Origin of the sequence: Amycolatopsis solani (assembly GCF_033441515.1) — a bacterium.
Taxonomy (GTDB): domain Bacteria; phylum Actinomycetota; class Actinomycetes; order Mycobacteriales; family Pseudonocardiaceae; genus Amycolatopsis; species Amycolatopsis solani.
Map to the genome: position 1 here is coordinate 3,146,184 of NZ_JAWQJT010000001.1, position 24,062 is coordinate 3,170,245.

General features: G+C 72.2%; 24 protein-coding genes. 17 read left to right on the forward strand and 7 right to left on the reverse strand.

Annotated elements, in window-relative coordinates:
• Positions 1–27: 27 nt before the first annotated feature.
• The 5 genes from SD460_RS15495 to SD460_RS15515 are packed head-to-tail and all read left to right on the forward strand — an operon-like array spanning position 28 to position 4,044.
• A complete protein-coding gene (locus SD460_RS15495) occupies positions 28–1,260 on the forward strand; it encodes a PP2C family protein-serine/threonine phosphatase (protein ID WP_438860643.1) in 1,233 nt (410 codons plus the stop codon).
• Entirely contained in the window at positions 1,250–2,770 is a 1,521-nt protein-coding gene (locus tag SD460_RS15500; RefSeq protein ID WP_318306285.1) for a sensor histidine kinase, read from the forward strand. Before SD460_RS15495 ends, SD460_RS15500 begins: the two co-directional genes overlap by 11 nt.
• Positions 2,767–3,207, forward strand: a complete 441-nt coding sequence (locus SD460_RS15505; protein WP_290057810.1) for a response regulator — start codon at positions 2,767–2,769, stop codon at positions 3,205–3,207. Before SD460_RS15500 ends, SD460_RS15505 begins: the two co-directional genes overlap by 4 nt.
• A gap of 34 nt (positions 3,208–3,241) precedes the next feature.
• On the forward strand, positions 3,242–3,598 hold the full coding sequence (locus SD460_RS15510; protein WP_290057809.1) for an STAS domain-containing protein: 357 nt from the start codon (positions 3,242–3,244) through the stop codon (positions 3,596–3,598).
• Positions 3,599–3,630: 32 nt separating this feature from the next.
• The gene (locus tag SD460_RS15515; RefSeq protein ID WP_290057808.1) at positions 3,631–4,044 is read left to right on the forward strand and encodes an ATP-binding protein; all 414 of its coding nucleotides are present in this window, start codon (positions 3,631–3,633) and stop codon (positions 4,042–4,044) included.
• A gap of 98 nt (positions 4,045–4,142) precedes the next feature.
• Here the strand turns inward: SD460_RS15515 and SD460_RS15520 are convergent, their stop codons facing one another.
• From SD460_RS15520 to SD460_RS15540, 5 genes are all read right to left on the reverse strand, one after another.
• Positions 4,143–5,765 (reverse strand): phospholipase C, encoded by a 1,623-nt coding sequence (locus tag SD460_RS15520; protein WP_290056651.1) that lies wholly within the window; start codon positions 5,763–5,765, stop codon positions 4,143–4,145.
• Between the two features lie 30 nt (positions 5,766–5,795).
• Positions 5,796–6,992: a Dyp-type peroxidase gene (locus SD460_RS15525; RefSeq protein WP_290056650.1), complete on the reverse strand. Its 1,197-nt coding sequence runs from the start codon at positions 6,990–6,992 to the stop codon at positions 5,796–5,798.
• On the reverse strand, positions 6,989–8,158 hold the full coding sequence (locus tag SD460_RS15530; protein ID WP_290056649.1) for an EfeM/EfeO family lipoprotein: 1,170 nt from the start codon (positions 8,156–8,158) through the stop codon (positions 6,989–6,991). The genes SD460_RS15525 and SD460_RS15530 overlap by 4 nt, the downstream gene beginning before the upstream one ends.
• 198 nt (positions 8,159–8,356) lie before the next feature.
• On the reverse strand, positions 8,357–9,133 hold the full coding sequence (locus tag SD460_RS15535) for an ArsR/SmtB family transcription factor (RefSeq protein WP_290056653.1): 777 nt from the start codon (positions 9,131–9,133) through the stop codon (positions 8,357–8,359).
• A 48-nt stretch (positions 9,134–9,181) separates the two neighbouring features.
• On the reverse strand, positions 9,182–9,502 hold the full coding sequence (locus SD460_RS15540) for a hypothetical protein (RefSeq protein WP_290056648.1): 321 nt from the start codon (positions 9,500–9,502) through the stop codon (positions 9,182–9,184).
• A gap of 22 nt (positions 9,503–9,524) precedes the next feature.
• Between SD460_RS15540 and SD460_RS15545 the strand changes: the two genes are divergently transcribed.
• The 3 genes from SD460_RS15545 to SD460_RS15555 all read left to right on the forward strand — a co-directional run bounded on the left by SD460_RS15545 (position 9,525) and on the right by SD460_RS15555 (position 12,751).
• Positions 9,525–9,788: a hypothetical protein gene (locus SD460_RS15545; protein ID WP_318306286.1), complete on the forward strand. Its 264-nt coding sequence runs from the start codon at positions 9,525–9,527 to the stop codon at positions 9,786–9,788.
• Between the two features lie 348 nt (positions 9,789–10,136).
• The gene (locus tag SD460_RS15550; protein ID WP_290056646.1) at positions 10,137–10,931 is read left to right on the forward strand and encodes a hypothetical protein; all 795 of its coding nucleotides are present in this window, start codon (positions 10,137–10,139) and stop codon (positions 10,929–10,931) included.
• Entirely contained in the window at positions 10,928–12,751 is a 1,824-nt protein-coding gene (locus tag SD460_RS15555; RefSeq protein ID WP_290056645.1) for a serine/threonine-protein kinase, read from the forward strand. The genes SD460_RS15550 and SD460_RS15555 overlap by 4 nt, the downstream gene beginning before the upstream one ends.
• On the opposite strand, the gene SD460_RS15560 is transcribed toward SD460_RS15555, so the two are convergent.
• Positions 12,729–13,151: a hypothetical protein gene (locus SD460_RS15560; RefSeq protein WP_290056644.1), complete on the reverse strand. Its 423-nt coding sequence runs from the start codon at positions 13,149–13,151 to the stop codon at positions 12,729–12,731. The genes SD460_RS15555 and SD460_RS15560 overlap by 23 nt on opposite strands.
• 256 nt (positions 13,152–13,407) lie before the next feature.
• Between SD460_RS15560 and SD460_RS15565 the strand changes: the two genes are divergently transcribed.
• From SD460_RS15565 to SD460_RS15595, 7 genes are all read left to right on the forward strand, one after another.
• Entirely contained in the window at positions 13,408–13,968 is a 561-nt protein-coding gene (locus tag SD460_RS15565; RefSeq protein ID WP_290056643.1) for an AAA family ATPase, read from the forward strand.
• A gap of 472 nt (positions 13,969–14,440) precedes the next feature.
• Positions 14,441–16,207 carry a chitinase gene (locus SD460_RS15570; protein WP_290056642.1) on the forward strand — a complete coding sequence of 589 codons (1,767 nt, stop codon included), beginning with the start codon at positions 14,441–14,443 and terminating at the stop codon, positions 16,205–16,207.
• Between the two features lie 46 nt (positions 16,208–16,253).
• The gene (locus SD460_RS15575; protein ID WP_438860619.1) at positions 16,254–16,991 is read left to right on the forward strand and encodes an IclR family transcriptional regulator; all 738 of its coding nucleotides are present in this window, start codon (positions 16,254–16,256) and stop codon (positions 16,989–16,991) included.
• Between the two features lie 70 nt (positions 16,992–17,061).
• Positions 17,062–18,216 (forward strand): 4-hydroxybenzoate 3-monooxygenase, encoded by a 1,155-nt coding sequence (locus tag SD460_RS15580; protein WP_318306287.1) that lies wholly within the window; start codon positions 17,062–17,064, stop codon positions 18,214–18,216.
• Between the two features lie 73 nt (positions 18,217–18,289).
• Positions 18,290–19,696: a DHA2 family efflux MFS transporter permease subunit gene (locus SD460_RS15585; protein ID WP_290056640.1), complete on the forward strand. Its 1,407-nt coding sequence runs from the start codon at positions 18,290–18,292 to the stop codon at positions 19,694–19,696.
• Between the two features lie 3 nt (positions 19,697–19,699).
• Positions 19,700–20,467, forward strand: a complete 768-nt coding sequence (locus SD460_RS15590; RefSeq protein WP_290056639.1) for an isocitrate lyase/PEP mutase family protein — start codon at positions 19,700–19,702, stop codon at positions 20,465–20,467.
• The gene (locus tag SD460_RS15595; protein ID WP_290056638.1) at positions 20,457–21,416 is read left to right on the forward strand and encodes an RNA polymerase subunit sigma-70; all 960 of its coding nucleotides are present in this window, start codon (positions 20,457–20,459) and stop codon (positions 21,414–21,416) included. Before SD460_RS15590 ends, SD460_RS15595 begins: the two co-directional genes overlap by 11 nt.
• Here SD460_RS15595 and SD460_RS15600 read toward each other — a convergent pair.
• On the reverse strand, positions 21,382–22,515 hold the full coding sequence (locus SD460_RS15600) for an MFS transporter (RefSeq protein ID WP_290056637.1): 1,134 nt from the start codon (positions 22,513–22,515) through the stop codon (positions 21,382–21,384). The genes SD460_RS15595 and SD460_RS15600 overlap by 35 nt on opposite strands.
• A gap of 81 nt (positions 22,516–22,596) precedes the next feature.
• Between SD460_RS15600 and SD460_RS15605 the strand changes: the two genes are divergently transcribed.
• Positions 22,597–23,163, forward strand: coding sequence for a TetR/AcrR family transcriptional regulator (locus tag SD460_RS15605; RefSeq protein WP_290056636.1), 567 nt, complete (start codon positions 22,597–22,599; stop codon positions 23,161–23,163).
• Positions 23,164–23,257: 94 nt separating this feature from the next.
• The gene (locus tag SD460_RS15610; protein WP_318306288.1) at positions 23,258–24,049 is read left to right on the forward strand and encodes a DUF3592 domain-containing protein; all 792 of its coding nucleotides are present in this window, start codon (positions 23,258–23,260) and stop codon (positions 24,047–24,049) included.
• Positions 24,050–24,062: the final 13 nt, after the last annotated feature.

The window sequence follows — 24,062 nt, forward strand, 5'->3', positions numbered from 1 at the left end:
CCGGTGCCGCTAGGGTTGATCGTCTGGATGTGCTGGCCGAGGGCAGCCGAACGGGAGAAGCCGGTGACCGCCGACTCATCGTGGGATCCCGGCACCCGCTTGCGGGTGCTGCTGGTCGAGGACGACGACGGCGACGCGCTGCTGGTCGAGGAGATGCTGGCGGACACGTCCGTCCCGTTCTCGCTCGAACGCGTCGAAACGCTCGCCGCCGCGCTGACCGGCCCGCTCACCGCCGACTGCGTCGTGCTCGACCTGCAACTGCCCGACGCGATGGGTCTCAGCGGGCTGACGAAGCTCGGCCAGCACGCGCCCGGCGTCGCGATCGTGGTCCTGACCGGCGGGCACGACCAGGCCACCGGCGTCGCCGCGGTCGCCGCCGGCGCGCAGGACTACCTCGTCAAGGACCAGGTCGACGGCCCGCTGCTGGTGAAGGCCCTGCGTTTCGCCCGCGAGCGCAAGCGCGCCGAGCAGGTCGAGCAGCAGTTCCTGCAGCAGCAGCTGCTCGCGCGGGAGAACGCGCGGCTCGAACGCGGCCTGCTGCCCAGCCCGCTGCTGCGCGACTCCCACCTCGACCTGGCCGCCCGCTACCGGCCCGGCCGCAACGGCTCCCTGCTCGGCGGCGACTTCTACGACGCCATCGAGCTCGCCGACGGCAGCGTGCACATGATGATCGGCGACGTCTGCGGCCACGGCCCGGACGAGGCCGCGCTCGGCGTCGCGCTCCGGATCGCCTGGCGCTCGCTCGTGATGGCCGGCCTGCCGATGGCCGACGTGCTGAGCATGGTCGAGCGGGTGCTGGTGCACGAGCGGATCGAGCCGCTGTTCGCCACGGTCTGCATGGTCGTCGTCGCGCCCGACCGGCGGTCACTGCGGCTGTCGCTGGCCGGCCACCTGCCGCCCCTGCTGCTCACCCCCGGCGACGGGCACCTGCTCTCCGGCGAACGCCTCGGCGTCCCGCTCGGCATCGTCGAGGGCGCCAAGTGGGACGCCCTCGACGTCACGCTGGAGCCCGGCTGGTCGCTGCTGCTCTACACCGACGGCGTCTTCGAGGGCCGGGTCGGCGCCGGGTCCGAGCGGCTGGGTCACGAGCGGATGGCCGAGCTCGTGCTCGACATCCGGCGCCGCGGCGGGCTCGACGGCACGGACCTGCTCGACGAGCTGATCGCCCGCGCCGAGCGGTTCAACGCCGGCCCGCTCGACGACGACGTCGCCCTCGCCCTGCTGAGCCACGACCCGGGGAGCCCGCCCGATGCCCGCTGAAGCACGCGGCTGGTCGATCGGCCGCTGGCTGACCCTCCTCGCCGTCGCCGAGACGGCGTTGCTCCTCGCCGCGCTGATCGGCGGCGGGATCGCGCTGAACAACCTCACCGACGCCCGCAACCGCCTGCTCGACGTGATCGGGCCGCAGCGGCTGGCCGCCCTCCAGCTGTCGACCGCGCTGCTGGACCAGGAGACCGGTGTCCGCGGCTACCAGCTCGGCCGTCAGCCGGAGTTCCTCGAGCCCTACACCGACGGCGTCCGGGCGGAGGCCGTCGCCGTGACCCAGCTGCGGCAGGCCGGCGCGGCCCCGGGCACCGAGCTCGGCGACGACCTCGACGCCGTGGTCCGTGCGGTCACGGCGTGGCAGGCCGCGGCCGCGCCGACCATCGCCCCCGGCGCGCCGCCGGTGACCCCGGCGCAGGTCGAGCGCGGCCGGGAGCTGTTCACCGCGGTGCGCACGGCGCTCGACACCCAGCTCGGTCACCTGGCCGCGGTCCGCGACACCGGGCGCGCCGAGCTCGACGCCGCGGCGAGCCTGCTGAACGCGATGCTCGTCGCCATCGCCGTGCTGCTCGTGGTGCTGTTCGCGGCGCTGTCCTTCGGGCTGCGGCGGATCATCACCCGGCCGATCCTCGGCCTGGCCGACGAAGTCCGGCAGGTCGCCGACCGGGACATCCACCGCCCGGTGCACGGCAGCGGGCCGCGGGAGATCGCGCAGCTCGGCGCCGACGTCGAAGCCATGCGGCAGCGCATCCTCGACGAGGTCGCCGAGCTGGAGCGCGCGCACGCGATGCTCGACCGGCGCACGCGCGAGCTGGAGCGGTCCAACGCCGACCTCGAGCAGTTCGCCTACGTCGCTTCGCACGACCTGCAGGAGCCGCTGCGGAAGGTCGCCAGCTTCTGCCAGCTGCTCCAGCGGCGCTACCAGGGCCTGCTGGACGAACGCGGCGACCAGTACATCGAGTACGCCGTCGACGGCGCGAAGCGGATGCAGATCCTGATCAACGACCTGCTGGCGTTTTCGCGGGTCGGCCGGAAACCGGGCGAGCACGTGCTGATCGGCGCGGACCGGCTGGTCGACGACGCGCTGGCGAACCTGGAGGTCGCGCTCTCCCTGAGCGGCGGCAAGGTCACCCACGTCGACCTACCCGAGGTGCGCGTCGAACCGGCGCTGATGACGGCGGTGTTCCAGAACTTGATCGGCAACGCGCTGAAGTTCAAGGGCGAGACCCCGCCGGAAGTGCGCGTCACCGCCGAGCGCGACGGCGACGACTGGGTGTTCACGGTGTCGGACAACGGGATCGGCATCGACGCGGAATACGCCGAACGGGTGTTCGCGCTCTTCCAGCGCCTCCACACGCGATCCGCCTACCCGGGCACGGGCATCGGTCTCGCCCTGTGCCGCCGGATCGTCGAGTACCACGGCGGCCGGATCTGGCTCGACACCGCGGCCGCGGACACGACGTTCCGCTTCACCCTGCCGGCACGAGAGGACAATGGGGAAGTATGACGCAGGCGCCTGCCCCGATCGACATCCTGCTGGTCGAGGACGACCCCGGCGACGTGCTGATGACGCGGGAAGCGTTCGAGCACCACAAGATCCGCAACGCGCTGCACGTCGCGGCCGACGGCGTCGAGGCGCTCGAGTTCCTCCACCGCGAGGGGCGGTTCCGGACGGCGCCGCGGCCCGGGCTGATCCTGCTCGACCTCAACCTGCCCCGCAAGGACGGCCGCGAGCTGCTCGCCGAGATCAAGCGGGACGGGGACCTGTGCACGATCCCCGTCGTCGTGCTCACCACGTCCGAGGCGGAAGAGGACATCCTGCGCAGCTACGAGCTGCACGCGAACGCCTACGTCACCAAGCCGGTCGACTTCGAGAAGTTCATCGAGGTGGTCCGGAAGATCGACGAGTTCTGGGTCTCGGTGGTGCAACTCCCGCACCGGTAGCCGTTTGCCGGGGAGTGGGGCACGATGGAGTGCCGTGACCTCTTCATCACGGGATCTTCCCGCCACCGAGCTGGCGGTCACGCTCGCTTGGCGGGGCCGGGCGGCGGTGCTGGGCGTGGCGGGGGAGATCGACCTGCTCAGCGCGCCGGAGTTCGAGGACGTCGTCGACGCGGTGCTGGCCGACGGGCCGGAAACGCTGGTCGTGGACCTGCGGTCGGTGACGTTCTTCTGCTCCGCGGGGCTGCAGGTGCTCGCCTCGGCCCACCGGCGGCTGGCCGAAAGCGCGTTGCGGGTGGTCAGCGACTCCCCGGTGACGTCCGGCCCGCTCAAGACGACCGGCCTCGACACGTGGATCAGCGTCCACCCGACGGTCGACGAAGCACTCACGTGACGGCCCGCGGCACGGAAGAAGGGCGACCCCCGATGCACGAACCCGCCGGGTCGTTCCGCTGCCACGGCGTCGAAGCGGTACCCGAGGCACTGCGCCGGCTCCGGCACGACCTGATGGCGTGGGTGCTGGCGGTGGGCGTCGACGAGGCACTGGCGAGGGACATCGTGCTGGCCGGCTACGAAGCACTGGCGAACGTGGCCGACCACGCGTACGGCGGCGCGGGCGCCGGGGTGGTCGACCTGGACGCGACGGCCCACGACGACCGGATCGAAGTGGTGATCACCGACCACGGCCAGTGGCGGGCACCGGTGGTCGACCCGCGCCCGGTTTCCCCGCGCGGCCGCGGGTTGCTGCTGCTGCGCGCCAGCGCCGACCGGGCGGACATCTCGTCCGGCGAGAGCGGCACCGTGGTCACCCTGACCTGGGACCTCGACCCGGTCGGCTGACGCAAGCGCCCCAATGTGGCGTTCGGTGCGTCCAGCGCACCCAATGTGGCGTTCGGTGCGTTGGACGCAACCAACGCCACATTGGGGCGCTTCGGGCTCTAGCTGTGCGTCACCGCGCCGGTCTTCGGGTCGAGGGTGACCTTCTTCGCCCGCGGCCACCAGAAGTCGAACATCCCGTTCATCGAGCCGGCCCGCGCGTCGAACGACGAGTCGCCGATGCGGCCGGCGAACCAGTTGTCCTCGATGAACTTCAGCACCGACGTCTGGTCCGTCAGCGTGTGGTCGACGTGGTTCACCTTGCTGTACGGCGAAATCACCAGCAGCGGCAGCCGCGGGCCGTAGCCGCAGCGGTCGGCGTACGTGCCCACCGTCGTCGGCTTGCCCGTGCAGATCGCCTGGTCCTGCGAAGCGTCGTGAGAACCGTTGACGACCTTCGAAGACACGTGGTCGTACCAGCCGTCGGAGTCGTCGTACGCCAGCACGATCGCCGTCGACTTCCAGTCCGGGGACTGCTGGATCTTGTTGACCTCGCTCACCACGAACTGCTGCTCGTCCAGCGGGTCCGAGTAACCCGCGTGGCCGTCCTGGTACTCGGGGGCCTTCAGGAAGCTCACGGCGGGCATCGAGCCGGCCTGCAGCGAGTCGTTGAAGTCCGAGATGTCGTACTGGTGGTTGGCGCGGTCGGTCTGGCCGATCGCCTGCACCGACGACGGCGGGAGGTGCTTCGGGTTCGCCGTCGACGGGTAGTACTGGAACGGCTCGTGGTGCGGGCTGTAGTCGACGACCGCGTTGCCGCCGACGTTGGTGTGCGTCTGGCCGCACACCGCGTAGCCGTTGGCCGTGCCGGTCGGGCGGAAGCCGCCCTGGAACCAGCCCCACGTGACACGGCGCTGGTTGAGCAGGTCACCGATGTTGCGGCCGTGCATCGTGGCCAGGTTGTCCTTGCTCGTGTGGTTCTTGCCCGAGCAGTCGTCCCACGCCGGGTCCGGGTCGTTGATCATAGTGCCGACGCCGTTCGCGTCCGGGGACTGCACCGCGTAGGCGTCGCTGACCGGCTCATGCGTGACGGGGTCGACCGCCTGCACGCCGTGGGTGTTGCCCGAGATCAGGTCGATCGCGCCCGGGCTGGACGGCCCGAACACCGTGTTGAACGAGTTGTCGTTCAGCGCGTAGTGCTGCGCGTAGTTCCACATGCCGGTGACGGTGTTGCCGTCGTAGTAGTCCATCACCAGGCCGGGCTCGCCGAACAGCACCGGCTGGCCGGTGCACTTGTCCGTTTCGGTCTTCTCGACGAACTTGTCCATCTTGCCGCCGTTGAACGCGGCCTGCTCGGCGCCGTAGTTGTGGTTCTGGTCGCAGGTCATCGCCTGCTCGTGCGTGAGCCGCTTCGGGTTGTACGCGTTCGGGTTGTCGGTCAGCAGTTTCTTGTCGAGGCCGTTGACCTTCGGGGTGCCGTGCGCGGCCTGGAACGGCGTGCCGTCGGTGTTGGCCGCGTTCGGGTACGTCCCGAAGTAGTGGTCGAACGCGATGTTCTCGCCGAAGATGACGACGACGTGCTTGATCGGCGTCGCGGTCGGGATCCAGTGGGCGGGGAACAGGTTGAGCGGCTGGGCGTCCGCGGTGGTCGCCGCGGAGCCGGTGACGACGGCCAGCGCGGCGACCGAGGCGAGTGCCCCGGCGCCGAGCAGGCCACGCCGTCGCCGGCGGGTTCTCGTGTCCACAGTGGATTCCTTTCGTGGTGGGTGCGTCAGTCAGGTGAGCAGGGAACGCCCGAAGTGGTCGTCCGGGCCGGTGACGCCCGGCAGCGCGAAGAAGTAGCCGCCGCCGAACGGGGAGATGTAGTCGGTCAGGGGTTCTTCGGCCAGCCGCGTCTGGACCGCCTCGAACTGGCGCTCCAGGTCCTGCTGGTAGCAGACGAAGATCAGGCCCATGTCGAGGTTGCCGTTGCTGTCGACGCCGCGGTCGTAGTTCACCGCGCGGCGCAGGATCCGGCTCGCATCGGTTTCCGGGGTGCGCGGGTTCGCCTTGCGGATGTGGCTGGTCAGCGGGATCACCGTGCCGATCGGGTCGTCGGCGTAGCGCGGGACGTCTGTCTCGGCGGTGCCGTCGAGCGGGGCGCCGGTGTCGCGGCGGCGGCCGAACATGTTCTCCTGCTCGGCCAGCGAGACCCGGTCCCAGAACTCCACCAGCATCCGGATCAGCCGGACCACCTGGTAGCTGCCGCCCGCGGTCCACGCGGGTTCGCCCGCGCCGGTCGTCCACACCAGACTGTCCACTTCGGAGCCGGTCGGGTTGGCGGTGCCGTCCTTGAACCCCATCAGGTTCCGCGGCGTGCCCGCCGGGCGCGGCGGCGAGCTGAAGCCGCTCAGCTTCCAGCGCGGCTGCATGCCGCCGCGGGTCGCGCGCGCGATGTCGCGCAGCGCGTGCAGCACGGTGTCGGTGGAGTTCGCCGACAGCGTCAGGCTGAGGTCGCCGTGGCACTGCGCGGGGTCGAGGGCGTCGTTCGGGAACGTCGTCATCGGCTTGAGCTTGGCCGGTTTGAGCTTCGCGAGGCCGAACCGGTCGTCGAAGAGCGACGCGCCGGCCCCGAGGACCACGCCGAGGTCGCCACCGGGCACGACGGGCCCCAGGACGCCGGAGTCGGCCGGTGGCGCGCTGATGCCGAGCGCGGCCGGCGCCCCGCCGGTGGTGAGGAACCGCGCCCGGTCGGTGATCGCGCGGAAGAGGTCGGTCAGCTCGGCCTTTGACTCCGCGACGACGTCGAAGGCGGCGACGATCGTCTGCGTCGGCGGGTTCCGCAGGATGGCGGCCTGGTTCCGGCCGTGGAAGGGAACGGGTGCCGCGCTGTCGATGACGGAGGAGGCGCCGAGCCCGGCCCCCGCGGCGACGGTGAGGCCGGCGCCCATCGCGGCCCGGCGCAGGAAGGAACGGCGGGGCAGGCCGGTCACGAGACCCTCCTCGGCTCGGCGATCGCGGCGATCGGGGCCAGCAGTTCGGTCAGCTCGCCGACGTCGGCATTCAGCTTTTGCCGCTGCAGCTGGGAAAGCTGCTTCAGGGGTGTCCAGCTGCCGTCCGGGTGGTGCGCGGCGTCCAAAGCGGACTGCGTGCGCGTCAGCCAGCTGTCCACCTTGGACAGCTCGGGGTAGCGCGGGGCCAGCAGCGGGCGGAGGACGTCGAGCACCGCGCGCGTGCCGTCGAGGTTGGCGCGGGCGGTGGCCAGGTTGGTGCCGCTGCCGTAGTCGGTGCGGCCGGTGAGTTCGAACTGCAGCGTGTTCTCCATGATCTCGTGCGCGCGCAGGCCGAGGTCGTTGCCGTCGACCTGGCTGTCGCCGAAGGACGCCTGCAGCGCGCGGGCGTCGGTGTCCAGCCGGTCGGCGACGGCGGCGAGCGCGCCCAGGTCCTCGCCGTGCCAAAGGCCCTGCTCCAGGCGGTGGAAGCCGGTGAACCCGGGGTCGGCCGGGCCGGCGGGCAGGCCGTCGGCGGTGCCGTTGAGGGCGCCGTCGGAGTCGCCGAACGCGTCGTAGGCGGCGCCGAGGCGCTCGTAGGTCAGGTGCGCGGTCAGCCACGCGGCCTCGCCGGCCGCGCGGTCGCCGCCGTGGACGGCGTCCTTCAGCGCGGCGGTGTTCGCGACCAGCTCGCCGAGCCCGGTCGCGACGTGCTGCTGGTAGGCCTTGAGCGGCCCGAGCAGGTCGTTGTGCGTCACCGGCGCGACGCCCGGCCCGGTCCGCTCGGCCCCACCGCTGACCCGCACCGCGGGGCCGACGATCGCGCCCGAGTCCTCGGGCAGGCAACGGAAGGCGTAGCTGCCGTTGCCGAGGTTGACCTGCAGCGGCCGGGTGGTGTCCGGGCCGAGGCCCTCGACCTCGCCGTAGATCACGCCGGTCGCGGGGTCGATCAGGTCGACCTCGGCGGTCACCGAGCCGGTGTTGTGCAGGCGGAACGTCTGCGGCCCCGGCTTCGGCTCCGACCAGCCCGCGCCGCACGCCGAGCGCGAGACCGCGATCTCCGGATCCCCGGCGGCGGCGCTGTCCGGCCAGAAGACGACGACAGCGCCCGCCACGACGGCGAGCGCGAGCGCCGCCACGATCCAGCGAGCACGTACTGACCCCGGCACGCGCACTCTCCCGTCACTCGATCGGACCATCACCGGTCACGGATTATGCGAGCCTAACGCCCGCGAAACCGCATCGGATGGCGTCGATCGGAGGGAATTCACCCGGACTTCAGCCTGCCGCCCACGAAAGGGGGAGAATTCAGACTTTTCCGTGTGTCAGATCTGTCGCGTTCGAGAGAAACGACCGATTGGCCGGGATCACGGAAGGGGGACGCCGGTCTCCAGCAGCGTCTTCAGGCTCGACAGCAGCGCGGGCCAGCCCTGGCTGCACATCGCCCGCGTCGTGCTGTCGTCGTCGAAGCCGTCGTGCAGCACGGTCAGCTTCACCAGTTCCCCCTGCGGTTCGAGGGTGAACGTGACCTTCGTGCGGCTTTCGCCCTGCAGTTTCGCGAGCGTTCCGGCGTTGATCCCGTTGGCGTCCGCCCATTCCGCCGTGAAGGTGTGCCAGGTGTAGGAAAGCCGGCGGTACGGATCCGATTCGAGGACGACCTGTGCCGGGTCCTCGGTTTTCGCGCCGCTTTCGGCCCAGGCCATCGGCGAACCCTTTTTCCAGTCGGTTTCGAAGGAAACACCCCAGTACTGGCGGGTGAAGGCCGGGTCGGTAAGCGCTTTCCAGAGCTTTTCCGGCGTCGTGTTGATGTAGGTGGTGTAGGCGAATTCGTTCATCGGTGCGGACTCCAGTGCTCGTTTCAGGTCGGCCAGCGCGCCGGCCCGCCTGCGGTCGTAGCGGGTCATCCAGCGGTCGGCGATCGCGTTGATCGGCGCGGCGTCGAGGTGGTGCAGCTTTTCGCGGCCGCGCCAGGTCGTCGTGACCAGCCCGGCCGTCTCGAGCACGGCCAGGTGCTTGCTCACCGACTGGCGGGCCATCTCCAGCCCTGCGCAGAGTTCGCGCAGGGTCTGGCCGTTGCGCTCGTTGAGCACGTCCAGCAGCAGGCGGCGGCTGGGGTCGGCCAGCGCTTTGAAGACCTCGTCCATCACGCCGTCCGACAATAGGCAGCCAGATGGCTGCATGTCAACCGCGGGTCACCGGAAGCGGATCACCGTGCTGCCGGCGAGGACGAAGAACACCAGGATGACCAGCGTGCCGGTCTGCCCGCCGGAGGAGCGCGTGACGACCTGGTCGACGGCACCGGTCAGCCGCACCCCGCACTCGGCGACGACGGTGTGCCGCCCGGCCTCGATGCGCGTGAACTCGACGGGCGCGGTGAACGCGCCGGAGCTGTCGGTCAGGGCCGAGCCGACTTCGGAGCCGTCGGAGGTCAGCGTCACCAGCCGGCCCGGCTGGCACCCCCGTCCCGACGCGGCGAGGGACTCCCCGGGCTGGATGCTCGGCCGGTCGAGCACGAGTTCACCCGGCTGGGGCTCGGTGCTGGTCGTGGTGGTGGTGCCGGGTGTGGTGGGCGGCGTGGTGGTGGTCGTCGTCGGCGGCGGCGTGGTCGTGGTGGACGGCGGCGTGGTGGTCGTGGCCGGCGGGGTCGTGGTGGTGCCCGGCCTGGTCGGCGTCGTGGTCACGGGCGGCCGCGGAGTGGTGGTCGTCGGCGGTGGCGGGGTCGTCGTGGTGACCCCGGTGACGACGAAGGTGCCACTGGCCGTCTGCTTCTGGCTCGTGCAGGTCGCGGTCACCGTGTAGGAGCCCGGCTTCGCGGTGGCCGGGACGGCGGTCGTGATCTGCCCGCTGGTCGCCGGTGCCACCTTCTGGGTGAGCGCCGTGCCCGCCCAGAAGAAATTGATGGTCCGGCAGGTAGGGAAACCATTCCAGGAAATGGTGAAGGAACTGCCCGCCGGGCCGCTCGACGGTTTCAAACCAACTGACGGCGGAACTTGTGCGCCGGCGCTGCCCACGAACGTGAGCAGCAGCAACACTCCGGCCACGGCGCCCAAAAACAGCCGAACCACGAATCGCATCGGACGTCCCTCCCCGGTGTGTGCTCGCTGTAGCATTCCGGACGAGTTGGATTACGCAAGTAGGGGATGCCCAATGGGACGTGTCATCGCGGCGGGGGTTGCGTTGGGTTTGTGCGCGCTGGTGCTCGGCGCACCGGCCGCGTCGGCCGAATCCGGCTCGCTCGAACTGCAGGTGTCGATCGACCGGCGGCCGATCGAGGACGCCACCGTCCCGATCGACCCGGCGAGCCAGGTCGAGCTCAAGGTCGTGGCCACCAACACCGGCACCGCGCCGGTGAAGGTCCGCAGCGTGCGGCTGTCGGGGGTGGCCCTCGCGCTCACGTTCTTCGCCTACGACACGACGGCGCCGTTCGAGGTGCCGGCCCGGGGCTCGGCGACGCGGACGTTCGTCCTCGACCTCGGTGACCTCAGCGGGCAGGCGACCGGGTTGCTGCCCTCGTCGGTGGAGCTGCTCGACGCGCAGCGTGGCACGCTGGGGGAGGCGGCGACGGTCGCCGACGTCCGCGGGTCCGTCTGGTCGGTGTACGGCGTGTTCGGACTGGCGATGCTCGTGCTGACGGTCCTGGCCTGGGCGGCCGCGCTGCTGGCGCTGGCCCGCCACCGCCTGGCGCCCAACCGCTGGCGCCGCGGCCTGCGCTTCCTGCCCGCCGGGTTCGGCACCGGCCTGGTCGCGGTGATCAGCCTGTCGGTGCTGCGGCTCGTCCCGCCGGAGCCGGCGATCGAGATCCCGGTGGTGCTGGGCGCCGCGGCGATCGCGTTCCTGCTCGGCTACCTGACCCCGCACCCGGCACCCCCGGCGGCCGCACCCGCCGAAGACGGCGCCACGGTCCGGCTCCCGCTGCCGTCGACGCAGGAATTCACCCGATGAGCGCACCGGCCGAGCTGGTCGCCGCCCTGCCGCAGTACGACATCGGCGCGGAGATCGGCGAGGGCGGCATGGGCGTGGTGTTCGCGGGGGTGCACCGGACGCTCGGCCGCAGCGTCGCGATCAAGCAGCTGCCCTGGGACATCCTCAACCACGCGGCGAGCAGCGAGCTCTTCGACCGCGAGGCGCGGGTGCTCGCGAGCCTGGACCACCCGCACATCGTCCCGGTCTACGACTACGTCCGCACGGGCCGCGAGCACCTCCTGGTGATGGAGCGCCTCGACGGCGGGACGGTCCACAGCCGCTTCCACGGCGACGGCCTCAGTGGCGAGCAGGCGTGCGCGATCGGCCTGGCGATGCTGGCCGGCCTGCACGCGGCACACCGGGCCGGCGTGCTGCACCTCGACGTCAAGCCGCGCAACCTGCTGTTCAGCACGCAGGGCGTGGTGAAGGTGGCCGACTTCGGCATCGCCCGCGTGATCAGCGAGGGCGCCACCCTGGTGACCCACGGCGGCGAGATCCTGGGCACCCCGGCGTACATCGCCCCGGAGCAGGCCATGGGCAACGCCCTGAGCCCGGCGGCGGACGTCTACGCGGCGGGAACGGTGCTCTACGAGCTGCTGTCGGGCCGCCTCCCGTTCGACAACACCCGCGGCGCGATCAGCATGATGCGCCAGCACATGTTCACCGACCCGATGCCGATCGCCGGCGTACCGATGCCGATCGCGGGAGTGGTGATGAGGAGCCTGGCCCGCGAGCTGGACGCGCGTTACCGGGAGGCGGAGTCGTTCGCGGCAGACCTGGCGGCAGCCGCGACGGCGGTGTACGGCCAGGGCTGGCTGGAGCGGTCGGGGGTGCCGGTGCTGCACCTGCCGCCGAGGGTGATCGCGGGGTTGAACTCGCCGACCGCGCCGCAGGGAGCCGGACTGGGTGTGGCCGGCGCCGGCGGGCTCGGTGCGGCGGGAGCCGCGGGGCTCGGCTCGGCCGGTGTGGCTGACCCGGCTCGCACCCGGCCGGTGCAGCGTCCCGGCGCGCCCAACCCCACCCTGGCCGCGCCCCACGTGCACCTCGACCCGCGCCTCACCGGCGGCACGCCCGAACAGCAGCCCTCCGGCGGCTCCGCCTCGACGTCGTCCGTCGTCTGGCTGCGCGTCGGTGCGGCACTCGCCGGCCTCGCGCTGATCGTTCTCGCGCTCCTCAACCCCGAACGGCTGCCGCACTCGGCGTCGCCGACGCTGAACCTCGGCGGGTCCGCCGTCTCGGCTCCGGTCGAGGTGGACCTGAGCAAGCCGCTCATCTTCAGCGGTCCCGGCAACCCGGGGCCGGTCGCGCTCGACCTGTCCGCCGCGGGGATCCCGCTCGGTTCGGCCGCGGCCGACGCGAAAGCCGAAGGCAACGGCTTCACCGCGGAACTCACCCTGCCGGGGATCGCGCGGTGGGTCGTCGGCGGCGCGGTCACGGCGACCGTCCGGACCGGCCCGATCACGCAGACCTTCACGCTCCTCACCAGCCAGCACCCACTGGCCAGCGCGATGGGCGCGGGCAGCCTCATCCTGGCGCTGTTCGCCCTCGCCTACCTCGAATCCGGGCTGCGCACGATCCGCAACGGCCACCGCTGGCGCGGCGCGTCGGTCGGCGCCCCGGTGCTCGGCATCCTCTTCGGTGCCGCGCTGTGGCTCTGCTTGACGGCGTTGCGCCAGCACGAACCGTCGCCGGGGTTCGGCGCCGGCTGCGCGGTGGCGGGCGCGCTCGCGGCCGGACTGGTCGTCACGGCGGCGCGGCGCCGGGTGTCCACAGTGGTCAGTCGACCATCCGGACGGTGACGTGCGGGCTGTAGCTCTTGCGACGGCTCCACCCGGATTCGGCGCACAGGCTCAGCTGGATCGCGCGATCGGCGGGTGCCCAGTAGCCCGTCCGGACGAAGTATCCCTCCATCGTGGTGAGCGCGCCCAGGCGTTTGCGCGCCGAGCACATCTCCCAGCCCCACTGCCGGCCCGACTTCTCGACACCGTTGCGCCGCACGGAAAGGCACGGGTTGCCGACCGCGCGGATGTCGGCGTCACCGTCGGTGACGTAGACGACGCCGTCGATCTTGTAGAAGCGCTTGTTGTCGAGCAGGGACACCTGACCGGACAGGGTTACCGCGACCTTGCCGCCTTCCTCGCCCGCGAGCGTCCAATCGAGACAGAATTCCTGGACCGGGAGTTCCAGCGACTGGGTCATGACGAGTTCCCCTGTTCTAGCCGTGTCCCTTCAATAAGATAAGGATTTCTCGGGCGCCGGGAAGGGGTCGGCGCGAACTTCACCCGAAGTGACCGCCGACGAATGCGTTGTCCCGCATGGGTTTTCCGCCGTGTCGCACGGCGCGTGACGTCCGCGCGTCCGGCCGGGTGGCGGCCCCCGCGCGGACGGCGTGGCGGTCACTGTCCGTGAGTCGATGGTAAAGGAACCATTACCTTCGGCCGGGCGTTGAGCGGGCATGAGCGAGCCCACTGTCATCGAACTCGGGCCACGCGACATGCTGGTCGTGGCGGGTCTGCCGGGCGCGGGCAAGACGACGATGCTCCGCCACGCGGCGACGGGCCTGCCGGTGCTGGACTCCGACCAGGTCCGCGAGCGGCTCGGGGCGGTGGTCCCCGCGGTGCCGTACCGCTGTTATCGGCCGGTGGTGCACGCCTGGCACCGCGCGCGGATCGTCGGGCGCGCGCTGGGGGTGGCGGGCCCGATCGTGGTCCACGAGCCGTCGACGCGCGCCTCGACCAGGGCGCTCCTGGCACTGGTCGGCGCGGTGAGCGGCCGTCCGGTGCGATTGCTGTTCCTCGACGTCTCGGCGGAGCAGGCGCTGGAGGGGCAGCGCCGCCGGGGCCGGGTGGTGCGGCCGCGGTCGTTCGCGCGGCACGTGCGGCGGGTGGGGAAGTGGCGGGCGGAGCTGCTCGCCGAGCGCGTTCCGCCGGGGTGGAGCAGCGTGCAGGTGATCGACCGCTCGCGCGCGGGCCGGACCCGGCTGGTGGCCAAGGCGCTGGCGGAGCTGCCTTCCTGAGCGCCCGGTTGCCCGGTGTGGGCCGGCCCGAACGTAGTGAATGACTCATTCCTGTCGTCAGACGACGTGAATGAGTCATTCACGGCGGTCGGAGCCAGGCCTCCGGCAAAGTCGCCGGCCTCGGCTCGCTTCACCGCCGGCAGAGAGGGCGGGCAGTTCGAGCGAGGTCGCGAATGAGTCATTGGCGGCTTGGGAGGTCCCGAATGGGTCATTCGCGACGCCGCCTTCGGCGAGCTGCTCGGTGCGCGGGAGGTGGCGTCCGGGGATCGTGGTGGACGGGTCGTTCATGACGTCGGGGCGGATCCGGCCGATCGCGCACACGCGACTTTGCCGGGACCCCGGCGGTCGGAGCCGGGCGCGAGCGATCCGCCGGCGCCGCGGGAGCGAGGAAACCCGGCGCCCACCCAGTTGGTCTGGACATTTTACATATTGGTCTAGACAATATCGGGTATCTCCCCGACTGGAGGACCCGATGAGGCGTTCCAGACTGTCCGCAACCCTCGCCGCCTTCGTGCTGGCGCTCTCCGGTCTCGTGACCGGGAATGCCGAAGCGGCCAACCTCCTCACCAATCCCGGTTTCGAAGCCGGCTCCCTCTCCGGCTGGACCTGCTCCGGTGCCACCACCGTCAGCACTCCCGTGCACGGCGGCAGCTACGCCCTCGCCGCCACCCCGGTCGGTGCTGACTACGCCCAGTGTTCGCAGACTGTGTCCGTTCAGCCGAACACCACCTACACCGTCTCCGCCTGGGTGCGGGGGAACCCCGTCTACCTCGGCATCACCGGCGGCGCCTCCACCTGGTCCGGCAACTCGGGCGCCTACAACCAGCTGCAGCTCACCTTCACCACCGGCAACCAGACCTCCGCCCAGCTCTACCTCCACGGCTGGTACGGCGCCGGCACCTACTACGCCGACGACGTCGTCCTCGACGGCCCCGGCGGCAGCACCCCCGGCACGCCCGGGGCCCCCGCCACCCCGGCCACCGGGGCGGTCACGAACACTTCCATCGCCCTGACCTGGGGCGCGAGTGCCGGCACCGTGACCGGGTACCGCGTCTACGAAGGCGGCACCGTCGTCGCCACGGTGACCGGGACCAGCGCCACCGTCGGAGGGCTGAAGGCCTGCGAAACCCACAGCTACTCGGTCGCCGCCTACAACAGCGCCGGTGAATCTCCGAAGAGCGGTACCACCAGTGCGACCACCACCGGGTGCGTCGACACCGGGCTGCCCAAGCACGCGCTCGTCGGCTACCTGCACGCCAGCTTCGCGAACGGCTCCGGCTACGTCCGGATGGCCGACGTGCCCGCCGCCTGGGACATCATCGATCTCGCCTTCGGGGAGCCGACCTCGGTCACCTCGGGCGACATCCGCTTCACCCGGTGCCCGGTCGCCGAGTGCCCGAACGTCGAGAGCGACGCCGACTTCACCGCCGCGATCAAGGCCAAGCAGGCGCAGGGCAAGAAGGTCGTCATCTCCATCGGCGGCCAGAACGGCCAGGTGCAGCTGACGACGGCCGCCGCGCGGGACAAGTTCGTCAGCTCCGTCTCGGCGATCATCGACAAGTACGGGCTCAACGGCCTCGACATCGACTTCGAGGGCCACTCGCTGTCGCTCAACGCCGGGGACTCCGACTTCCGCAACCCGACCACGCCGGTGATCGTCAACCTGATCTCCGCGCTGAAGACGCTCAAGGCCAAGTACGGCTCGGGCTTCGTCCTCACCATGGCACCCGAAACGTTCTTCGTGCAGGTCGGTTACCAGTTCTACGGCGGCACGAGCGCCGGGGACGCGCGCACCGGCGCCTACCTGCCGGTCATCCACGCGCTGCGCGACTCGCTCACCGTGCTGCACGTCCAGGACTACAACTCCGGGCCGGTCATGGGGCTGGACAACCAGTACCACAACATGGGCGGCGCCGACTTCCACATCGCGATGACCGACATGCTCAAGGCCGGTTTCACCGTCGCGAACACCGGCCAGTTCTTCCCCGGGCTGCGGCCGGACCAGATCGCGGTCGGCCTGCCCGCCGCGGTCAGCGCCGGCAACGGCTACACCTCGCCCGCGGACGTCCAAACAGCCGTGAACTGCCTGGTCAAGGGCTCGGGTTGTGGCTCGTACGCGCTGCGCGGCGGGACTTCACCCGCGCTGCGCGGGCTGATGACCTGGTCGATCAACTGGGACAAGTACTACAACTGGGAGTTCCAGAACAGCCACGAGCCGTTCCTGAACTCGCTGCCGTGATCGTGGCGGTGTGCCCCGCCACCCGAGGTGGGGCACACTGCCTGACGTGGTGAAACGCGACTCCGTGCTGACGCGTGTCGTCCGGATCTTCGAGACGTTCGAACCGGACGCGCCCGCGCTGCGTGTCACCGACATCGCGCGGGGCGCCGGGCTGCACGTCGCGACGGCGTCGCGGCTGATCGAGGAGCTGGTCGGGCACGGCTGGCTGCGGCGCGACACCGATCGGAGGGTGCGGGTGGGCGTCCGCCTGTGGGAGCTGGCCTCGCGCGCTTCCCCGACGCTGGGGCTGCGCGAAGCGGCGATGCCGTTCATGGAGGACCTGCACGCCGTCGTCGGGCACCACACGCAGCTCGCCGTGCTGGAGGACCGCGAAGTGCTGTTCGTCGAGCGGCTTTCCGCACCAGGGGCGGTCGTGAACGTGACGCGCGTGGCCGGGCGGCTGCCGCTGCACGCGTCGTCGTCCGGGCTCGTGCTGCTCGCCCACGCACCCGCCGAGCTGCAGGAACAAGTGCTGGCGGGCCCGCTGGAAGCCTTCCGGCGCACGACGTTGACCGAGCCCGCGCGGCTGCGGCGGTTCCTCGCCGACGTCCGGCGGGACGGCTACGCGTACTGCGCGGGCTTCATCGACGAAGAGACCACGGGGATCGCCGTCCCGCTGCGGGGACGCGGTGGCGACGTCGTCGCCGCGCTGTCGGTGATCGTGCCCAATGACGACTCCGCGCGGATGCAGATCCCGGCGTTGCGCGCGGCGGCCCGGGGGATTTCGAGGATGCTCTCTCATTGAATGAGAGTCCGGTGGTGGTCGCCGGGCGCGCGGGAGATGCTCGGAGCTCTCCCCGCGAAAGGACGTTCCCGTGCGCACCCAGGTCGCCATCGTCGGCGCCGGCCCGGCCGGGCTGCTGCTGTCCCACCTGCTCGGCCTCGAAGGCATCGACTCGGTGCTGCTCGAACGGCAGACCGCCGACTACGTCCAGGCGCGCATCCGTGCGGGCATGCTCGAGGCGGGCACGGTCGGCCTCCTGCGCGAGACCGGGCTCGGCGCCCGGCTCGACGTCGAGGGCATGGAACACCGGGGCATCCACCTGCAGTGGCCCGGCGAACGGCACGACCTGGACTTCGTCGACCTCGTCGGCCGGTCGGTGACGATCTACGGGCAGACCGAGATCACCAAGGACCTCATGGCGGCGCGGGAAAAGGCCGGCCGCCCGGCGTACTACTCGGCGTCCGACGTCACCCTGCACGACGTCACCGGGAAACCGCACGTCACCTTCGTGGACGTCGAAGGCACCGCCCGCCGGGTCGACGCGGACGTCGTCGTCGGCTGCGACGGCTTCCACGGGCCGAGCCGGGCGTCCATCCCGGGCGCCGAGGTGTGGGAGCGCGCTTACCCGTTCGCGTGGCTGGGTGTGCTGGCCGACGTCGCGCCGTCGGCCGACGAGCTGATCTACGCGTGGCACCCGGACGGCTTCGCGATGCACAGCATGCGCTCGCCGCGCGTGAGCCGGTTCTACCTGCAGGTGGCGCCGGACGAGGACATCGCCGCGTGGAGCGACGACCGGATCTGGGACGCGCTCGCCACGCGCCTCGGCCACCCCGGGTGGAGCCTGGGGACGGGGCCGATCACCGAGAAGAGCGTGCTGCCGATGCGCAGCTTCGTCGCGACGCCGATGCGGCACGGCCACCTCTACCTCGCCGGGGACGCCGCGCACATCGTGCCGCCCACCGGGGCGAAGGGGCTGAACCTGGCGGTCGCGGACGTCGCCCTGCTGGCGAAGGCGCTCACCGCCTCGCTCAAGGACGGCACCGACGAGCTCGTCGACGCGTACTCCGACACGGCGCTGCGGCGCGTCTGGCGCTGCACGCACTTCTCCTGGTGGATGACGTCGATGCTGCACCGCCACGGCGACGACTTCGACGCCCGGCTCCAGCTGGCCCAGCTCCAGCGCACGGTGACGTCGGTGGCTGCGGCGACCGAGCTCGCGGACAACTACTCGGGGCTTCCCCTGTAAGCACCGATTCCTTTCCGGCTCGCGCGCGGTCCATTGACCGGAAGAACGCGATCCGAGCCGCGAGGAGTCCCGAGTGCGCGTCGAAACCCCGCCCACGCCGGCGGTAACCGAGGTAGGAACAGCGAAGCGACGGTGGGTCCTGGCGATCACCTCGGTCGCTTCGATGATGGTCGTGCTCGACGCGCTCGTCGTGGCGACCGCGCTGACCGCGATCAGGGCGGGCACGGGTGCGTCGGCCGCCGAGCTCGAATGGACGGTGAACGCCTACGGCCTGAGCTTCGCCGTCCTGCTCATGACGGCCGCGGCGGCCGGGGACCGGTGGGGACGGCGGCGGGTGTTCACCGCCGGGGTGGGCGTGTTCGCGCTGGCGTCGCTGGTCTGCGCCCTCGCGCCGGACGCCGGCACCCTGATCGCCGGCCGGGTCCTGCAGGGCGCCGGCGCCGCGTTCGTCATGCCGCTCGCGCTGGCGCTGCTGGGCGCCGCCTTCCCGCCGGAGCTCCGGCCGAAGGCCCTCGGCGTCTTCGCGAGCGTGAGCGGGGTGGCGGTGCCGCTCGGGCCGCTGCTGGGCGGCGCCGTCGTGGCGGGCATCTCCTGGCCGTGGATCTTCTGGATCAACGTCCCCGTGGGCGCGGTCCTCGTCGTCCTCGCCCGCACCCGGGTCGAGGAGAGCCACGGCCCCGATCGCGCCCTCGACGGGCCGGGCCTGCTGCTGGCCGGCGCCGGTTCGTTCGGGGTGGTGTGGGGCCTGGCCCAAGTCGGCACCGCGAGCTGGGCGGGCGTCGTGGGACCGGTCGCGGCCGGGCTGGTCGCGTTCGGCGCGTTCGTCGCCTGGCAGCGGCGGGCGGCGCACCCGATGCTGCCGCTCCGGCTGTTCCGCTCGCGCCGGTTCTCGGCGGGCAACGCGGTGATCTTCTTCCACTGGGCTTCCGCGCTGGGCGCGACCTTCTTCATGGCCCAGTTCCTGCAGGAGGGGCTCGGGTACGGGCCGCTCGCCGCCGGGGCCGGGCTGGCGCCGTGGGGGCTGACCACCGTGGTCGTCCCACAGCTGGCGGGGCGCCTGGTCGGCCGGTTCGGCGAGCGGCCGTTCATCGTCGCCGGCCTGGGCGCGCACGGCCTCGCCATGCTCTGGATCGCCGTGGTCGCCGGCCCGGCGAGCACGTACTGGGCGATCGCCGCGCCGCTCGTGCTGTCGGGCACGGGCATCGCGATGTGCCTGCCCGCCGTGCAGAGCGCGGTGCTGACGTCGGCCGGGCCGCGGTTCCTCGGCAAGGCCTCCGGCGCCTTCAGCGCGATGCGGCAGCTCGGCGGCGCCTTCGGCGTGGCCGCCCTGGTCGCCGGGTTCTCGCTGGCCGGCGGCTACTCGTCACGGGCCGCGTTCGCCGACGGGTTCACCGCCGCCCTCGTGGTCAGCGCCGTCCTCGCCGCCGCCGGTGTGCTGGCCGGCTGTTTCGTCCCGCGTCGCGAACCGAAGGAGAACTGAGCCATGAGCGACCTGAAAGCCCATGCCGACCTGCTGCGCGAACTGCACCACGGTGAGCTGCTCGTGCTCCCGAACGCCTGGGACGAAGCCAGCGCCGAACTCGTCGTCGAGACGGGGTTCCCGGTGGTGGCGACGTCCAGCGCCGCGGTGGCCGACGTGCTCGGGCACCAGGACGGCGAAGCGGCGCCGTGGCGGGAGATGTTCGCGGCGGCGGCCCGGATCGCCCGCGCGGTGCCCGTCCCGGTGACCGTGGACGCCGAGGCCGGCTACGGGCTGGCGCCGCGCGAGCTGGTGGACCGGCTCCTCGAAGCCGGCGCGGCGGGGTGCAACCTCGAGGACACCGACCACCGCGCCGGGCGGCTCGCGGACGCGCAAGCGCACGCGGACTGGCTGGCCGAGGTGCGCGCGGCCGCCGACGCGAGCGGGGTTCCGCTCGTCGTCAACGCGCGGATCGACGTGTTCCTGCCGCCCGCCGGGGTGCCCGAGGGGGATCGGGTCGCGGAGGCCGTCCGGCGCGGCCGCCGCTACCGGGAGGCGGGCGCGGACTGCGTGTACCCGATCGGGGCGCCCGGCGACGCGCTGGGCCGGGTCGTCGCCGAGGTCGGCGGGCCGGTCAACGGCAACACCCAGCCGGCGCTGGACCTGGCCGGGCTGGCGGCGCTGGGCGTGGCGCGGGTGTCTTACGGACCCCGGTTCTACCGCTCCGGTTTCGCGGGGATGAGGGAAGCTGTGGAAGCCATCCACGAGCGGGGAGTGCGCGATGTCAGCTGAGGTGCTGGTCGGGAACGCGCGGCTGCGGGACGAGTTCGACGCGCTCCGCCCCGCGTTGCTCGCGCACTGCTACCGGATGACCGGGTCGTACCAGGACGCCGAAGACGTCGTCCAGGAGACGTACCTGCGGGCCGCGCGCGGGGTCGGCGCGTTCGAAGGGCGCTCGTCGCTCAAGACGTGGCTGTACCGGATCGCGACCAACGCGTGCCTCACCGAGCTGAAGCACCACAGCCGGCGGGTGCTGCCCGCCGGGCTCGGGGCGCCGTCGAGCGATCCCGACGTCCGGGTCTTCGGCGCGGGCTCGTTCGCGTGGCTCGAGCCGCTGCCCGACGCGGTGCTCGGCGACCCGGGCGAGGTCGTCGTCCGGCGCGAATCGGTGCGGCTGGCGCTGATCGCGGCGCTGCAGCACCTGCCGGCGCGGCAGCGGGCGGCGTTCCTGCTCCGGGAGGTGCTGTCGTGGTCCGCCGCCGAAATCGCGGAGACCCTCGGCGTCAGCGTGCCCGCGGTGAAGAGCCTGCTGCAGCGGGCCCGGCAGCGGCTCGACGAACTGGACCTCGACGCGGCGCCGCCGGACTCGGCGCTCGAACGGGCGTTGCTCGACCGCTACGTCGCCGCGTTCGAGGCGCAGGACACCGCGGCCATCCGGACCGTCATCCACGACGACTTCAGCCTCGAAGCCGTGCCGCACCCGGTGTGGTTCAAGGGACTGAGCGTCTGCCTGCCGTTCCTGGAGCGGTACGCCTTCCGGGCGGACAAGGGGATCCGGCTGCGGCCCACGCGCGCCAACGGCCAGCCCGCCGCGGGCAGCTACCGCCCGGACGCCGGGGGAGTCCTGCGCGCGGAAGCGTTGTGGGTGTTCACCGTGCGGGGGGAGCGCCTGTCGCGGGCGGTCAAGTTCCCCGGCCCGGAGTTCGTCACGGCTGCCGGACTGCCGGCCCGGCTGGCTTGAACCACGGAGCCCAGGCGAGGAGAGCGACCAGACCGGTCAGTATGAACACCGTCTGAAGCCCGAAGGCGCCCGCGGCGGCCCCGGCGAGCGGGGCGGCGGCGGTCTGCCCGACGCCGAGCCCGACGAACGACCAGGTGACGCCGCGGGCGGGCCGTCCGGGTGACACGCGGGCGGCCCAGACAATGCACAGCCCGGTCAGCGCCATGTACGTGCTGCCGAAGAGCGCGCTGGAAGCCAGCGCGCCGGCCAGTCCGAGGCCGGGGACGGCGAGGAGGGCGAGGCCGGCCGCGGCGAGCGTACAGGTCACGAGGTTGGCGGCCGGCAGCCCGGCGCGTTCGACGACCCGGCCGGCCAGGCCGCCGAGCAGCCCGGCGACCCCGATCGTGGCCCAGCACCAGGTCGCGGCCACCGGGCTCAAGCCGGCTTCGGCGAGCCGGGAGCCGGAGAAGGTCCAGTAGGGCGCGCTCGTCACGCCGATGAGCGCGGAGTTGAGCACGAGCGGCTTGAGGCCCTCGCTTTCGCCGTCGGCGGTGACGGCCGGCCGGGTGCGGGGGAGCGTGCGCCACGCGAGCAGCGTCACGACCGCGCCGAGCCCGGCGAACGCGGCCCAGATCAGGGGCCAGCCGACGGCCAGCAGTGGGGTGAACGCGGACGCGGCGAGCCCGAGGCCGGTGCCGGTGTTGGCCCAGGTCTGGGCCCTGTCCTGCGCGGTGCTCTCTTGGACGAGCTGGGCGACGCCGGGCGACACGAGCCCCGCACTGCCGCCCGCGACCACGATCCCGGCAGCGAACACGCCGACGTCCGGGGCGGCCGCCATCAGCGCGAGCCCGGTGGTGGCGGCCGCCCCGGCGAGCAGCACGGTGCCGCGCGCCGAACGCGCCGACGTCCGCGGGGCCAGGAGCAGCCCGCCCGCGTACCCGGCGGTCGAAAGGCCACCGAGCACGCCGACGCCGACGGTGGTGAGCCCGAACGTCTCGCTGAACCGCGGCACGAACAGCCCGTAGGCGTAGCGCGCGAACCCGTAGCAGAGGGCGATGACCCCGGCACCGGCCACGGCGAGGGGCCACCACGACGTCGTCTCTCGAGTCTTGGTCGGCATGCCTCCATCAGACAGACCGGTATGTTTGCTGTCAAGGGGTGGTACGGTGGTGGCAGGTGAAGTGGCAGACCGGGAGGTATGGTGGCTCGGACTCGCCCCGGCGACGCACGGGGGAAGGTGCTCAAGGCCGCGTCGACGCTGTTCTACCGGGACGGCATCCACGTCGTCGGCGTCGACGCGGTGGCCGCGGAGGCGGGCGTCACGAAGGCGGCGCTGTACGGCAATTTCGGCTCGAAGAGCCGGCTCGTGGTGGCGTACCTGCGGGAGCGCGACCGCGCGTGGCAGGAGCAGATCGACGAGATCACGGCGGCGCAACCGGAGCCGCGGGCGCGGGTCTTGGCGGTGTTCGACGCCTACGAGGCTTGGCTGTCCCGCGATGGGTATCGGGGCTGCGCGTTCCTCAACGCGACTTCGGAGTTCCCGGACCCGGCCGACCCGGTGCGCGAGGTGGTCCGCCACCACAAGACGGCACTGCACGGGTACTTGCGCGCCCAGCTCGGCCGCGGTGCCGGGGCGGACCGGCTGGCGGATGAGCTGATGCTGCTGCTCGAGGGCGCCGCGGTGCAGTCGGTGGTCGCCCAGGCCGCGGACCCGTTCCGCACGGCCAAACGCCTGGCGGCCACGGTGCTCGGCGACCGGCCCGCCTGATCACTTGCACGCCCGGCGAGGTCATCCGGTTGCCTGGTCCGCGGGTGCTTCTCATCGCGTCGTTTTCGCAGGTCGCAGGCCGTACTCTGCCCCCATGGCCGACCAGGACTTCTCCGCGTGGCTGCCGCCGGTGGACCGCACCGCCGGCGACTTCGCCGCGCAGACGGCGCGGCTGCGCCGGACCACCCTCCGCGCGGTGGGGCTGGCCCTGGCCTGGGCCGTGGTGCTCGCGGCGGGGCTCACCGGCATGACCCTGGTCCGGGCGGCGGCCGACGACCTCCTGGTGACCGGTGTCCGGGTGCCGGGAGAGGTCGTGTTCTACCACGACCCCGGCAAGAAACCGCCGTACTTCGACGTGCGTTTTCCGGCGCCGCCCGGGGAGCGGCGCGCGCGGATCTACTGCGCCGCCGACTGCGCGTACCACCTCGGTGACCGGGTGACCGTGGTCTACGACCCCGCCGCCCCGACCCGCGTCCGCACGCCGGAGGAGGCGAACCCGAGCGGAGCCGGCGACCTGGCCACGGTGCCGGCGCTGGCCGGCGTCGTCGGCTCGCCCATCTCGGCCACGGTCGCCATCGGGTGGCTCCTGCGCCGGCGCGCGGTCGCCAGGACGGGCTGGCGCCGCGCCGGGGTGACGGTCCTGCCCGAGCTGCTCGGCGGCCGTCCGGAACACCAGCCGCCGGTGCACGCCGCCTACCGCGACGGTTCGATGGTCCAGCTCCGCCGTTCGCTGTCGACGCACAGCCTCCGCGGCCTGGCCGGCTGGCAGAACCACCGCGCGTGGATCGGCGGCGAGGGCCGGCGCATGGTCCTGCTGCTCGATCTGGAACCGGGCCTGTACGCGGTTCCGGTGCGCGGAGTGACCACGCGCCGCCGGCGCGGCTGAGCTCGCGCCGCCG